11 protein-coding genes are annotated in these 14034 nt (G+C 71.6%); 2 read left to right on the forward strand and 9 right to left on the reverse strand.

The window, feature by feature from the left end; translation table 11 throughout:
* Positions 1-15: 15 nt before the first annotated feature.
* From proS to ftsY, 9 genes are all read right to left on the reverse strand, one after another.
* A complete protein-coding gene (proS, locus tag Vse01_RS15125) occupies positions 16-1422 on the reverse strand; it encodes a proline--tRNA ligase (protein ID WP_093401696.1) in 1407 nt (468 codons plus the stop codon).
* A 165-nt stretch (positions 1423-1587) separates the two neighbouring features.
* Entirely contained in the window at positions 1588-2667 is a 1080-nt protein-coding gene (locus Vse01_RS15130; protein WP_093401697.1) for an amidohydrolase family protein, read from the reverse strand.
* A gap of 18 nt (positions 2668-2685) precedes the next feature.
* A complete protein-coding gene (locus Vse01_RS15135; RefSeq protein ID WP_093401698.1) occupies positions 2686-3273 on the reverse strand; it encodes a Uma2 family endonuclease in 588 nt (195 codons plus the stop codon).
* Positions 3274-3339: 66 nt separating this feature from the next.
* Positions 3340-4899, reverse strand: coding sequence for a signal recognition particle protein (ffh, locus tag Vse01_RS15140; protein WP_093401699.1), 1560 nt, complete (start codon positions 4897-4899; stop codon positions 3340-3342).
* 217 nt (positions 4900-5116) lie between these two features.
* A complete protein-coding gene (locus tag Vse01_RS15145; RefSeq protein ID WP_093401700.1) occupies positions 5117-7498 on the reverse strand; it encodes a [protein-PII] uridylyltransferase in 2382 nt (793 codons plus the stop codon).
* Positions 7499-7509: 11 nt separating this feature from the next.
* A complete protein-coding gene (locus Vse01_RS15150; RefSeq protein WP_166458079.1) occupies positions 7510-7848 on the reverse strand; it encodes a P-II family nitrogen regulator in 339 nt (112 codons plus the stop codon).
* Between the two features lie 25 nt (positions 7849-7873).
* Entirely contained in the window at positions 7874-9139 is a 1266-nt protein-coding gene (locus Vse01_RS15155; protein WP_232511052.1) for an ammonium transporter, read from the reverse strand.
* Positions 9140-9451: 312 nt separating this feature from the next.
* Positions 9452-10315, reverse strand: coding sequence for an aminoglycoside phosphotransferase family protein (locus Vse01_RS15160; protein ID WP_170863284.1), 864 nt, complete (start codon positions 10313-10315; stop codon positions 9452-9454).
* A 6-nt stretch (positions 10316-10321) separates the two neighbouring features.
* Complete coding sequence (gene ftsY, locus Vse01_RS15165; RefSeq protein ID WP_093401704.1) at positions 10322-11506, reverse strand: signal recognition particle-docking protein FtsY; 1185 nt, start codon at positions 11504-11506, stop codon at positions 10322-10324.
* Between the two features lie 186 nt (positions 11507-11692).
* Between ftsY and Vse01_RS15170 the strand changes: the two genes are divergently transcribed.
* Together Vse01_RS15170 and Vse01_RS15175 are read left to right on the forward strand one after the other, a co-directional pair.
* A complete protein-coding gene (locus Vse01_RS15170; protein ID WP_093401705.1) occupies positions 11693-13402 on the forward strand; it encodes an alkaline phosphatase D family protein in 1710 nt (569 codons plus the stop codon).
* Between the two features lie 52 nt (positions 13403-13454).
* Positions 13455-13976, forward strand: coding sequence for a DinB family protein (locus tag Vse01_RS15175; RefSeq protein ID WP_093401706.1), 522 nt, complete (start codon positions 13455-13457; stop codon positions 13974-13976).
* Positions 13977-14034: the final 58 nt, after the last annotated feature.

The raw sequence follows: 14034 nt of genomic DNA on the forward strand, positions 1-14034 counted from the left end.
GGGCCGGGGGTGGGGTCAGTAGGCGCGGGCGAGGATGGTGATGAGGTCGGGCTCGTCCTCGGTGTCGGGGACGGTGCCGTCGGCACGGACCAAACAGCGGACGGTGACGCCCTGGGCGTTGGCCTTCGCCTCGCCGTCGACGCCGACCGCCGACCACGGGACGCGGGCCCAACCGGTGGTTGCCGCCTCCAGCGCCTCGTCCAGCGTCGCCACGTCGACCGTGCGCGACTCACGGAAGGCGAGCGCCTGGTCGTGCAGCGCCCGCTGGTCGGCGTCGAGGGCGGCGAGCACCGCACCGACCACGTCCGCCACCGGCGTGGGTGCCTTCGAGCCGTCGGTACGGCGGACCACCACAGCGTTGCCGGCGGCCAGGTCGCGGGGACCGACCTCGACGCGTACCGGATAGCCGCGCAGCTCGGCGTCGACGGCCCGGCGGCCGAACGGGGTGTCGGTGCGGTCGTCGAGCGCGACCCGGACATCGGCGTCCCGCAGCGCGTCGCGCAGCTTGGCCGCCGCCTCGGTGACTCCGTCACCGTCCTTGACCACCATGACGTACGCCTGGGTCGGCGCCAGCCGCGGCGGCACCCGCAGCCCGTTGTCGTCGCCGTGGCACATGATCAGGCCGCCGAGCATCCGGGTCGAGGTGCCCCAGGAGGTCGTCCAGGCGTGTTCCCGGCCACCTTCGGCCGAGGAGTAGCTGATGTCGAAGGCCTTGGCGAAGTTCTGACCCAGCTCGTGACTGGTGCCGAGTTGGAGCGCCTTGCCGTCGCCCATCATGCCTTCGCAAGTGTAGGTGGCGGTTGCCCCGGCGAAACGCTCGCGGGCGGTCTTGAGCCCGACCACCACGGGGATGCCGAGCACGCTCACCATCAGGTCCTCGTACGCCTCATGCAGGATCTTGCGGGCGTAGGCGCGCGCGTCCTCCCGGGTGGCGTGCGCGGTGTGCCCCTCCTGCCAGAGGAACTCGCTGGTCCGCAGGAACACCCGGGGACGCAGCTCCCAACGGACCACGTTGGCCCACTGGTTGAGCAGCAGCGGCAGGTCACGGTAGGAGTCGATCCACTTGGCCATGAACTCGCCGATGACCGTCTCGCTGGTGGGTCGCACCACGACCGGTTCGGCGAGCTGCTTGCCACCACCGTGGGTGACCACAGCCAGCTCCGGTGAGAAGCCCTCGACGTGCTCGGCCTCGCGCTTGAGGTAGCTCTCCGGGATGAACAGCGGGAAGTAGGCGTTCTCCGCGCCGGCCGCCTTGATCCGGTCGTCCATCTCGGCCTGCATCCGCTCCCAGATGGCATAGCCGGCCGGTCGGATCACCATGGTCCCTCGCACCGGCCCGTTGTCGGCCAGCTTCGCCTTGGCGATCAGATCCTGGTACCAGCGAGGAAAGTCCTCAGCCCGGGGAGTAAGCACGCGCGCCATGACCGCACATCCTATGCGCCCGCCCCCCGCCACCCACGCCCAACCCACCCCACCGCCGAGCCCACACCTTCGCGTTGATCAAGAAGTTTGCGTCGGATTCGGCGCTGCGGTAGACGCAAACTTCTTGATCAACGCGGGGTGTGGGCCGGGGGCCCGGGGGCGGGGTCAGGGGAGGGGGTGGCCGCGGAGGATGAGGCGGGTGGGGGTGTGGAGGGTGGTGAGGTCCTGCCGGGGGTCTTCGGGGTAGATGGCGAGGTCGGCCAGGCCGCCTTCGACGAGGCCGGGAAGTCCGAGCCAGGCGCGGGCCCCCCAGGAGGCGGCGGCGAGAACGTCCAGGGTGGATATTCCGGCCTGCTCGTGCAGCAGGAGCATCTCCTCGACGGCGAGGCCGTGGTCGATGCCGCCACCGGCGTCGGTGCCGACATAGATCGGCACACCCGCCTCGTACGCGGACCGCACCACCTGCGGGAAGCGGTCGCGCAGGGCGAGCATGTGCTCGGCGTACCCGGGGAACTTCGCCCGGGCCTGGTCGGCGATGTGGCCGAAGGTACGAATGTTGATCATCGTGGGGATCAGCGCGGTGCCCTGCCGGGCCATCAGGTCGATCAGGTCGAGGCTGAGCCCGGTGCCGTGCTCGACCGAGTCCACCCCGGCCCGCACCATGATCTCCACCGCGGACTCGCTGAAGGTGTGCACGGCGGCGCGTACCCCGGCGGCGTGCGCGGCGGCCACGGCGGCGGTCATCGTGTCGGCGTCCCAGGCCGGTGCCAGGTCACCGACGCCCCGGTCGATCCAGTCGCCGACCAGCTTCACCCAGCCGTTGCCGGCGGCGGCCTGCTCCGCCACGGTCGCGGCCACCTCGGCGGCGCCGACCTCCACGCCGATGTCGCGCAGGTATCGCTTGGGCGGCGCCACGTGCCGGCCGGCCCGGATCAGCCGGGGCAGGTCGGGTTCGTCGTCCAGTTCCGGGTACGGGAAGGGCGATCCCGCGTCCCGGAGGGCGAGGGCGCCGGCGTCCCGGTCGATCCGCGCCAGCGCACGCGCCTGGTCCAGCGAGGTGATCGGTGCGCCGCCCCGGGCGATGCCGATGTGGCAGTGCGCGTCCACCAGGCCGGGCAGGATGAAGCCGCGGTCGGCGACCGTCTCCGCGCCGGGCACCGGGTCGAAGGTGACCCGGTCGCCGACCAGCCACAGATCCCGGACCTCGTCGTCGGGCAGGAGCACACCGCGCACATGCAGAGCCATGCGCACAGTCCTACCCGATCACTGCCCGTCGCGCGCCAGAAGCCCGGCTCGCCGCACGGTGAGCGCGGGCAGGTCGACCGACACCTTCCACGGTCGCTCGGTCACGAAGAGGTCCTCGGTGTGCGTGGTGACCTCGTAGTCTCCGGATGCGCTGAGGGCGTACTCGGTCAAGGTCATCTTCTCGTGCAGCGGGTCGACCACCCAGTACGACCGGACCCCCGCGTGGGCGTAGACCTTGGCCTTGTCGTACAGGTCACGGAAGGTCGAGGTGGGCGAGATGACCTCGACGGCGAGCAGCGCGTCCTCGACCGGGACGGGCGATCGGTTGGCGTGCTCGCGGCGGATGGCGACCACGTCGGGTCGGGGTTCGTTGCGCCTGTCGATCCGCATCGACAGGTCGATGCTGACCAGGTAGTCGGGTGGGCAGTTGTCCTCGAGCGCGAGTAGTAGCCGGACACAGAGGTCCTGATGCAGGGCGGTCGGCGACGGCACGATCAACCTTCCGTTGACCAGTTCGTACGGAAGGTCCTCCGGCAGCTCGCCGAGGTCGTCGACCGTCCACTCCGAGCGCTCGGGTGGGATGGGCAGCATGGGGGCCACGGTCATGACTCCTCCTTCCAGGGGCGGCATCACCCTAAGCGCCGACGACGCCACCCACCGTCACCGACACGCTCAGCGCGGCGGCTTGCCGTCCTTGCCGAACTTGTTGAAGTCGATCTTCGGCAGCTTGAAGCCGGGCGGCAGGCCCTGACCGGCGGCCAGGTCGTCGGGGCTCATTCCCGGTGGCAACTGCGGCATCCCGCCCGGGAAGCCACCCTGCACGCCCCGGGTGCCGGCACCACTGCGCGGCCGGTTGCCGCCCTTGGTGCCCTTGCGCTTGTTCTTCGGCGACTTGGTCGCCTTGCGCCGCCCGGCTCCGGGCAGGCCCATCATGCCGCCCATCTGCTTCATCATCTTCTGCGCGTCGGTGAAGCGGTTGAGCAGCTGGTTGACGTCCATCACGGTCACGCCGGAGCCGTTGGCGATCCGGGCCCGGCGGGAGCCGTTGATGATCTTCGGGTTGGTGCGCTCGGCCGGGGTCATCGACCGGATGATCGCGGTGATCCGATCGAAGTGCTTGTCGTCCAGCTCGGCGAGCTGGTCCTTGACCTGCCCCATGCCCGGCATCATGGCCAGCACGTTGGCGATCGGCCCCATCCGGCGTACCGCGATGAGCTGGTCGAGGAAGTCCTCCAGGGTGAACTGCTCGCCGCCCATCAGCTTGGCGGTCATCTTCTCCTTCTGATCGGTGTCGAAGGCCGCCTCGGCCTGCTCGATCAGAGTGAGAACGTCGCCCATGCCGAGAATCCGGCTGGCCATCCGGTCGGGGTGGAAGACATCGAAGTCCTCCAGTTTCTCGCCGGTGGAAGCGAAGAGGATCGGCTGCCCGGTCACCTCACGGACCGACAGCGCGGCACCACCACGGGCGTCGCCGTCGAGCTTGGAGAGGACCACGCCGGTGATGCCGACGCCGTCCCGGAACGCCTCGGCCGTCCGCACCGCGTCCTGACCGACCATCGCGTCGATGACGAAGACGACCTCGTCGGGGTTGACCGCGTCGCGGATGTCGGCGGCCTGCTGCATCATCTCCGCGTCGATGCCGAGCCGGCCGGCGGTGTCGACGATGACGACGTCCCGGGCGGCCCGGCGGGCGTGCTGGATGGAGGCCTTGGCCACCTGCACCGGGTCGCCGACGCCGTTGCCGGGCTCCGGGGCGTACACCTCGACACCGGCGCGGCCACCGAGCACCTGGAGCTGCCCGACGGCGTTGGGACGTTGCAGGTCGGCGGCGACCAGCAGCGGCTGATGCCCCTGGGCCTTGAGCCAGCGGGCCAGCTTGCCGGCGAGCGTGGTCTTACCGGAGCCCTGAAGACCGGCGAGCATGATCACGGTGGGCGGCTGCTTGGCGAACTGGAGCCGTCGCCCCTCGCCGCCCAGCACGGCGATCAGTTCCTCGTTGACGATCTTGATGATCTGCTGGGCCGGGTTGAGCGCCTGCGAGACCTCGGCGCTGCGCGCCCGCTCCTTGACGTTCGCGATGAAGCCCTTGACCACCGGCAGCGCGACGTCCGCCTCCAGCAGCGCGAGGCGGATCTCGCGCGCGGTGGCGTCGATGTCGGCGTCGGTGAGACGTCCCTTGCCGCGGAGCTTGGTGAAGATCCCGGAGAGGCGGTCACTCAAGGTGTCAAACACGCGAACATCCCGTTTGTCAGTGTTCCGATGAGCACGAGCGAGGCCGGGTGAGCTGTCCGACCACCGCTAGGGTAGCCCGCCACCCACACCCCCGCTCCCGCCCGCCCAGCCCCCGCGAGCGCCCGGGCGCCACGATCTGTGGCAGTTGCGGTATCCGACACGCCGGTCAGTTGACACCTTTACTGCCACAGATCCGGCGCGGGAGCCAGGCAGGCCGCTACACGGCGGCGAGGACGGCGGCCTCCAGGCGGGCCCGTTCCTCCTGGGAGGGCCAGCCACCGACCAGGTAGAAGGCGTCGACCACGTCGCCGCCGAGGGTGGCGATCCGGGCCGCCCGGACCTGAGCGCCGGCCGCGTCGAGCGCGCTTGTCACCCGGTAGAGCAGGCCAGCGGCGTCGGCGGCACGCAGTTCCAGCAGTACCGCGTCGGTGGCGGCGTCCCGGTGCCAGACCACCCGCGGTTGGGCCCCGGCCCCCCGTGCGGCCAGGGCCCGACCGCGTAGCCGCTGGGTCACCGACACGTCACCGCGCACCGCGCGGCGCAGGTCGGCGCTCAGCGCCACCGGATCCGGGGCCAGTCCGTAGCGTGGCTGCACCCGGCACTGCACCAGGGCCCGTCCGTCCACCGTCGAGGCGTCGGCGGCGAGCACTTCCAGCCGGTGCAGGGCCAGGCAACCGGCCACCGTCGCGAGCAGGCCCCGACGATCGGCCGCGGCCACCGCCACCCGGTCCCCGGTCAGGTGTACGACCGGCAGTGGCCCGGCCACCAGCGCCGGGTCCGGTGCCGGCGGGGCGGGTACGTCGCCCGTGTCGAGGGTGGTGCGGACCCGGGCGACCAGCTCGGCGATCAACCGGCCCTTCCAGTCCGACCAGGCGGCCGGGCCGGTGGCGGCGGCGTCGGCGCGCACCAGCGCGTACAGCAGGTCGAGGGTGGTGACATCGCCTACCGACTCGGCCACCCGGGCGATGGTGACCGGGTCGGACAGGTCCCGCCGGGTGGCCACCTCGGGCAGCACCAGGTGCAGCCGGACCAGCGTGCCGATCAGCGTCGCCTCGGTGGCCGGTAGGCCGATCCGGGTTGCGATCCCCTCGGCGATCGGCGCGCCCACCACGCTGTGGTCACCGGGGAGCCCCTTGCCGACGTCGTGCAGGAGCGCGCCGAGCAGGAGCAGGTCGGGGCGATCCACGTCGCGGGTGTGCCGACTGGCCTCGGCGGCCGTCTGCACCAGGTGCCGGTCCAGGGTGAACCGGTGCACCGGGTTGTGCTGGGGCAGGCTGCGCAGCCGGGTCCACTCCGGCAACCATCCGTCGATCAGCCCGTACCGGTCGCAGGTCTCCCAGGCCGGGATCATGCCGGCGCCCGCACCGAGCAGCGTGGTCAGGGCGGCGCGGGCCTCGGCCGGCCAGGGCGTCGGCAGCGGCGGGCAGTACGCGGCCAGCCACTCACAGGTGGCCCGGGCGATCGGCAGCCCGGTGGTCGCCGCGGCGGCGGCCACCCGCAGCGACAGGCTGGCGTCGGGGCGGGCGCCGATGGCGGTGCGGGCCAGCACCAGTTCGCCGTCGTGCTCGACCACGTCCCGGGCGACCGGGCGGCGCAGCGGCCTGCCGTCGGCGCCCCGACGGCGACCGGAACGCAACCGGTCGGCGGCGCGGAAGGCGTCGTCCAGGGCGTGGCTGATGGTCCGGGCGTCACCGGCGACCCGACGCAGCAGGGTGTCACCGTCGCCATCCTCGGGACGCGGCGCGGGGCCGGACCGCTGGTCCGGTGACGCGCCGGCCGGCTGCGGCGGCACCCCGCCCGGCGGAACGCCCTCGGCTACGCCGGACGGTGTCCGACGCAAGCCGAGCAGGGCGGCCACCCCGTCGCGCTCCTGGGCGAGCAGCCGGTCGACGCGCCGGCCGACCTGCTGGTGCAACGCGTCCCGGGTGTCCAGCAGCCGCAGGTGTGCGGCGTGCACGGCGGGTCGTAGCGCGTCGGTGATCCCGGCGGTGGCGATGGCCCGCAGGATGCCGACGTCACGCAACCCTCCGGCCGCCTCCTTCAGGTCGCCCTCCAGCAGGTGGGCCAGTTCGCCGTGGGCCTGCCAGCGGGCGGCGGTGCTCTCCCGCAGGGGCGCGAGTTGGCGGACCGCGGTGCGCCGCCAGTGGTCGGTGGCGCTGCGCACCAGCGTGTCGGCGAGGTCCGGATCACCGGCGACGAGCCGGGCGTCGAGCAGCCCGAGGGCCACCTTGACGTCGTCCTGGGCGACCGACAGCGCCTCGGCGACGGTCCGGACCGAGTGGTCCAGCCGCAGCCCGGCGTCCCAGATCGGATACCAGAGGGCGGCGGCCAGTTCGTCGATGCCGGGCACTCCGGCGTGCACCAGCACCAGGTCGAGGTCGCCGTAGGGAGCGCACTGCCGCCGGCCAAGGCCGCCGACCGCGAGCAGCGCGACGCCCGGCCGGTCCGGCAGCAGCCGGGCCAGCCAGGCGTCGTACGCGTCGGCCCGGGCCCGACGCGCCGTCGCGCCGACCCCGGCCGGTACGCCGACGACCTCGTTGACCAGGAGGTCAGCGCTACCGGGGGGTTCCGAGGCTGTCCTACTGGTCAACGAGGTCATCGATCATCGCCCTACAGTGCGTCCAGGCCGCGCTCGCCGGTGCGGACCCGGACGACCTCCTCGACGGCGGTCACCCAGACCTTGCCGTCACCGATCTTGCCCGTCCGGGCGGCCGACACGACGGCGTCGACGATCTTCTCGACGTCGATCTCGTCGGTGAGCACCTCCACCCGGATCTTGGGCAGGAACTCGACGGTGTACTCGGCGCCCCGGTAGACCTCGGTGTGGCCCTTCTGCCGCCCGTAGCCCTGGACCTCGCTCACCGTCAGACCGGCCACGCCCAGCGTGTGCAGGGCCTCCTTGACGGCGTCCAACTGGTGCGGCTTGATGACCGCGGTCACCAGCTTCATGTCCAACCCCTCCATTCCCGAAACGTTAGCCGGCGACCTTTTCGCTTACCGGTTCGGTGGGCTCGGTCTTCGACGACGCCGCCGAGGTGCCGATGCCCGCGGCGGCGAACGCGCCACCGCCACCACCCGTGGAGCTGAACTCGTACGCGCTCTCCGCGTGCTCGGCGTTGTCGATGCCCTCGACCTCGGCGTCGGCGCTGGCGCGGAAGCCGATGGTCTTGTCGATCACGAAGCCGATGAGGTACGCGACCACGAACGAGTACGCCAGCACGGCCACCGAACCGAGGGCCTGCTTGCCCAGCAGCGTGATCCCACCGCCGTAGAGCAGACCGTCGTTGCCCTCACCGGCCAGCACCTCCATCGCCAGGAAGCCGATGAGCAGCGAACCGATGATGCCGCCGACCATGTGCACGGCGACCACGTCGAGCGAGTCGTCGTACTTGAGGCGGTACTTGAGGCCGACGGCCAGCGCGCAGACGACACCGGCGATGACGCCGAGCGCGATGGCGCCGAGCGGCTCCAGGAAGGCGCAGGCCGGGGTGATGGCGACCAGGCCGGCGATGGCGCCGGACGCCGCACCGAGGGTGGTCGGCTTGCCGTCGCGGAGCTTCTCCACCAGCAGCCAGCCCATCACCGCGGCGGCGGTGGCGACCTGAGTGTTGATGAAGGCGACCGCGGCGGTGCCGTTGGCGGCCAGCGCCGACCCGGCGTTGAAGCCGAACCAGCCGAACCACAGCAGGCCGGCACCGAGCAGCACCATCGGCAGGTTGTGCGGCTTGAAACTGTCCTTCGGCCAGCCCACCCGGCGACCGAGCACCAGCGCCAGGGCGAGCGCCGCGGCACCGGCGTTGATGTGCACCGCGGTGCCGCCGGCGAAGTCGAGCACACCCAGCTCGAAGATCCAGCCACCGCCCCACACCCAGTGCGCCACCGGGAAGTAGACCAGGGTGGCCCACAGGCCGGCGAAGAGCAGCCACGGGCCGAACCGGGCCCGGTCGGCGATCGCGCCGCTGATCAGCGCGACGGTGATCACGGCGAACATCAACTGGAAACCGGCGAACAGCAGGTCGGGGATGCCACCCTCGGTCCCGCTCTCCAGCATGCCGCGCAGACCGGCGGCGGAAAGATCACCAGTGATCCCGCCGACGTCCTCACCGAACGCGATGCTGTAGCCGTAGAACACCCACAGCAGGCTGACCAGGCCGATCGCCCCGAAGCTCATCATCATCATGTTGAGCACGGACTTGGACCGGGTCATGCCCCCGTAGAACAGCGCCAGGCCGGGCGTCATGAGCAACACCAGCGCGGCTGAAGTCAAAATCCAGGCGGTGGCACCAGAATCTAGCTCCGGCACGCTGCCTCCTCTCGGGTTGTTTTCTCCCTCCCTCCCGGCACCGCGCAGCATCGCCCGTACGCCGGTTGCGCGGAAGCCTGGTAGTCCGCTGTTTCACCAAGGGTCCCCGGCTGGTTTCCGAACCGTGACGGCTTGTTTCGGACGTGTGAAGAAAGACGCACACCTCAGCGCTTCGACGGGGGTGGATCGGCCATTTGGTGCCGGTCTATCCCCCCGACGGCCCAGAGACCGCCGGGAGACCCGCAGATCTCAGCGCAGGGCGTGCTCGAGGGCGTGTCGCTCGTAGTCGAGCAACCGCAGATCCCGCATCGGCCGGCGTAGGTGGCCCTTGTGCACGATCCGGACGAAGGCCGGCTCCCCCGCGGCGGCCATCCGACGGATGCCCTCGACGTGGTCGACGATCCGCTTGCGGATGGTCCGGATCAGCCGGTGCCGGTCGCGCGGAATCAGCCCGTACGCGTCGGCGAAGAGCCGCAACCGACGCGGCCGGTCCGGGCGCTTCCAGCCGAGGGTGATGGAGTCCCGGTCGGAGAAGATCGGCACCCAGGTCCACGCGGCGTACGCCACGTCGTAGATCCGGGCACCGGGCGAGGCGAGATCGAAGTCGATCAGCCCGAGGGTGCCGTCCGGCCGCCAGATCACGTTGTGCGGTGCCGCGTCGTGGTGGCAGATGACCTCGGTGTCCGGCGGCGGTGGGCCGAACGAGCGCCACACCGCCTGCGGCGGCGGCACGAAACCGTACTGGGCGTCGTGGAACATCCGCAGCATGGTGGCGACGGTGACCAGCGCCTCGTCGGTGACCCAGTGCGGGGCCAGCGGGTACTCCCCGCACTCCCCCTCCAGGTACGACAGCACCTCCCGGTTGCGCTCGTCCATGCCGAGGGCACGAGGGGCACCGGTGAATCCGACGTACTCCAGGTGACGCAGCAGGGCGTGCACCGACGGGGTCCACGGCCCGGCGTTGCGCCGCACCGTGTCACCGACCCGCACCACGGTGCTCACGTTCCCGCCGTGCAGCGGGATCTCCTGCGAGGTCACGTACGGTCTCCCGAGGCGCTGCGACGGGTGGCTCGGGTCGCGCCAGCCCGCGTACGCGCGATCGTCTCTGGTCACCCGAGGTTACGCGGTCTGACCGGAGGACTCGGTACCCAGCAACGCGTCGACGAACTGCGCCGGATCGAAGGGTGCCAGGTCGTCCGGGCCCTCGCCGAGGCCGACCAGCTTCACCGGGATGCCGAGCTTGCGCTGCACGGCGATGACGATGCCGCCCTTGGCGGTGCCGTCGAGCTTGGTCAGCACCACCCCGGTGACGTTCACCACCTCGGTGAAGACCCGCGCCTGCTCCAGCCCGTTCTGACCGGTGGTGGCGTCGAGCACCAGCAGTGTCTCGTCGATCGGGCCGTGCTTCTCCACCACCCGCTTGACCTTGCCCAGCTCGTCCATCAGGCCGATCTTGTTCTGCAACCGGCCGGCGGTGTCGACGAGGACCGTGTCCACGCCCGTCTCGATGCCGCGCTTGACGGCGTCGAAGGCGACGCTGGCCGGGTCGGCGCCCTCGGGGCCACGGACGGTCTCGGCCCCGACCCGCCCGGCCCAGGTCTGCAACTGGTCGGCGGCAGCGGCCCGGAAGGTGTCGGCGGCGCCGAGCAGCACGCTGCGACCGTCGGCGATGAGCACCCGGGCGATCTTGCCGCAGGTGGTGGTCTTGCCCGCGCCGTTGACCCCGACCACGAGCAGCACCGCCGGCACGCCCTCCTTCGGAGCGGTGTGCAGCGACCGGTCCAGCCCCGGGTCGAGCGCGTTGACCAGCTCGGCGGCGAGCAGGGACCGCAGCTCGGCCACCGACCGGGTACCCAGCACCCGGGTACGCTCCCGCAGCCGGTCGACGATCTCCCGGGTGGCGTCGACGCCCACGTCGGCGGTGATCAGGCTGTCCTCGATCTCCTCCCAGACGTCCTCGTCGAGCCGGTCCCGGCTGAGCAGGCCGAGCAGGCCCTTGCCGAACACGTTCTGCGATCGCGACAGCCGGGAGCGCAGCCGCACCAGCCGGCCGGCGGTCGGCTCGGGCACCTCGACGGTCGGTGCCGGTGCCTCGACCGGCGGCTCGACCAGGACACCTGTGGACAGATCGGCCTCCGGTGCCTGCACCGGCGGGCCGGCGAGGTCCTCCTCCGCCCGGGTGTCGACCTCCGTACGCGGCAACGGCGGCTGCGGCCGTCGACGCAGCCGCGGCACGACCAGCCCGATGCCGCCGAGTATCAGCAGACCGAGCAGGGCGAGAGCGATGAGGAGGTAATCCGTCATGCCGGAATCCTGTCAGATGCCGGCGATCACGTCTCAGCCACCGCTCCCGCCGGGCGCGGCGGTTCCCGGCCGCCCGACCGCTCGCGGTGTCCGCCCAGGAAGCGGCGGTAGTCTCGGCCACAGTTGGCAGTGGTGCGCCGCCGGCCGGGTAGTAAAGGATGAAGTTCTCTCGTCTGGAGGTCCCGTATGCCCGCCGAGCTGCTCATCGGCCCCCTGCTGCGCCGGGTCGTCGGCACTCGGGCCACGGTCTGGGTGGAGACCACGACACCGACTGTGGTCACCGTCCGCACGGCGCGCGGCGCCACCGGCACCGCCCCCACCTTCAGCGCGTACGACCACCATTACGCCCTGGTGGTGGTCGACGGGCTCACCCCGGACAGCACGACGGCGTACGAGGTGCTGATCGACGACGAGGTGGTCTGGCCGCAGCCGGAGAGTCGTTTCCCGCCCAGCGTCATCCGTACCCGGGCCACCGACGACCGGGACCAGCCGGTCCGGCTGCTCTTCGGCTCCTGTCGGGAGACCACCCAGCACGCGACCACCCGCAAGTTGCCACCGGACGCGCTCGACGCGTACGCCCGGCGGGTGATGGCCGACCCGGACCCGGCGGCCCTGCCCGACCTGCTGCTGCTGCTCGGCGACCAGGTCTACGCCGACGAGACCTCGCCGACCGTGAAGCGCCTGCTGCGCCGCCGCCGGCGACGTCCGGAGGGTGCCCCGAAGGACCAGGTGGTCAGCTTCGACGAGTACACCAAGCTCTACCTGGAGTCGTGGCGCGACCCGGAGATCCGCTGGCTCCTCTCCACCCTGCCGACCGTGATGATCTTCGACGACCACGAGATCATCGACGACTGGAACACCTCGGCCTCCTGGCGCGCCGAGATGCGCGAACAGCCGTGGTGGGCCGAGCGGATCACCAGCGGGCTGGCCTCCTACTGGGTGTACCAGCACCTGGGCAACCTCTCCCCGGACGAGATCGCCGCGGACCCGGTCTTCGCCAAGGTGAGCGCGGCGGAGGACGCCACCGGGGTGCTGCGCGAGTTCGGCGCGCGGGTGGACACCGAGGCCGACCTGGCCCACGACACCGAGCGCTGGCGGGCGGTGCAGTACCAGTGGAGCTACGCGCTCGACCTGGGACGCACCCGGCTGGTGATGCTCGACAACCGGTGCAGCCGGGTGCTGCAACCCGGTCGGCGGGCGATGCTGCCGCCCGGGGAGTGGTCGTGGTTCCTCGACCGCGCCCACGGTGGCTACGACCACCTCGTGGTCGGCTCCTCGCTGCCCTGGCTGCTGCCGCCCGGCATCCACCACGTCGAGACGTGGAACGAGAAGCTGGCGGACTCGCCCCGGCCATGGGTCGCCGGCCTGGGCGAACGGCTGCGCCGCGCGCTGGATCTGGAGCACTGGGCAGCGTTCCGTCGCTCGTTCGACGCGCTGGCGGAGCTGTTCGCCCGCATCGGCGCCGGCGCACCCGGTACACCCGACGACCGCAAGGGCGCCGGGCCGGCGTACCCGCCACCGGCGTCGATAAGCGTGCTCTCCGGCGATGTGCACCACTCGTACGTGGCCAGAGTCAGGTTCGCCGACCCTGGTGTACGCACACCGGTGCATCAGCTCACCTGCTCGCCGATCCACAACCAGGTGCCGGCCGGGATGCGCCCGCTGATGCGGCTCGGGTGGGCGCGGGGCCCGGCCGGGGCGGCCCGTGCCCTGGCCCGCACGGCCGGGGTTCGCCGCGCGCTGGTCAAGTGGCGCAAGCTGGCGGGGCCCTACTTCGGCAACGCGGTGGCGACACTCACCCACGCCGGACGCGGGGCCGAGGTGGTCATCGAGGGCACCACCGGTGACGGTCACCTGCGGGAGGTCGCCCGGCACCGGCTCGCCGACGGTCGCTGAAGGAGCCGAAAAGCTGTCGTCGGTTGTCAGACATTCGGGCCACAATCCCCGGATGACATGGACAGCACCGGCGGTCGACCGGACCCCTGAGCCCTACGTCGGCGACGAGCGCACCATGCTGGAGGGCTGGCTGGATTATCACCGGCAGACCCTGCTGCTCAAGTGCGCGGGCCTCACCGCCGAGCAGCTGCGCACCGCCAGCGTCGAGCCGTCCGGCCTCACCCTGCTCGGGCTGGTCCGGCATCTGGCCGAGGTGGAGGCGTGGCGGTTCCGGGAGAACTTCGCCGGTGAGCCGGTGGACTACCCCTACTACACGCCCGACGATCCGGACGCCGATCACGACGTCAGCGCCGCCGACGCCGAGGCGGACTTCGCCACCTTCCACCGGGAGGTGGCGCTGGCCCGCGCCGCCGTCGTCGGTCGGTCGCTCGACGAGACGTTCACCGAGGTGGGCCCGAAACGACGCACGTTCAACCTGCGCTGGGTCTACGTCCACATGATCGAGGAGTACGCCCGACACAACGGGCACGCCGACCTGATCCGGGAACGCATCGACGGCGTCGTCGGCGAGTGAGGGAGAGCCTGGCTGGTCGGCACCGGTTGCGGCACGTCGCGGTCACCCGTCGGCGGGA

Origin of the sequence: Micromonospora sediminimaris (genome assembly GCF_016863575.1) — a bacterium.
Classification (GTDB): Bacteria; Actinomycetota; Actinomycetes; order Mycobacteriales; family Micromonosporaceae; genus Micromonospora; species Micromonospora sediminimaris.

Bases quoted from the DNA above. Each gene is read 5' to 3' on its own strand.
- proS (WP_093401696.1), bottom strand. From the start codon at position 1,422: ATGGCGCGCGTGCTTACTCCCCGGGCTGAGGACTTTCCTCGCTGGTAC.
- Vse01_RS15130 (WP_093401697.1), bottom strand. From the start codon at position 2,667: ATGGCTCTGCATGTGCGCGGTGTGCTCCTGCCCGACGACGAGGTCCGG.
- Vse01_RS15135 (WP_093401698.1), bottom strand. From the start codon at position 3,273: ATGACCGTGGCCCCCATGCTGCCCATCCCACCCGAGCGCTCGGAGTGG.
- Vse01_RS15145 (WP_093401700.1), bottom strand. From the start codon at position 7,498: ATGACCTCGTTGACCAGTAGGACAGCCTCGGAACCCCCCGGTAGCGCT.
- Vse01_RS15150 (WP_166458079.1), bottom strand. From the start codon at position 7,848: ATGAAGCTGGTGACCGCGGTCATCAAGCCGCACCAGTTGGACGCCGTC.
- Vse01_RS15155 (WP_232511052.1), bottom strand. From the start codon at position 9,139: ATGACGCCCGGCCTGGCGCTGTTCTACGGGGGCATGACCCGGTCCAAG.
- ftsY (WP_093401704.1), bottom strand. From the start codon at position 11,506: ATGACGGATTACCTCCTCATCGCTCTCGCCCTGCTCGGTCTGCTGATA.
- Vse01_RS15170 (WP_093401705.1), top strand. From the start codon at position 11,693: ATGCCCGCCGAGCTGCTCATCGGCCCCCTGCTGCGCCGGGTCGTCGGC.
- Vse01_RS15175 (WP_093401706.1), top strand. From the start codon at position 13,455: ATGACATGGACAGCACCGGCGGTCGACCGGACCCCTGAGCCCTACGTC.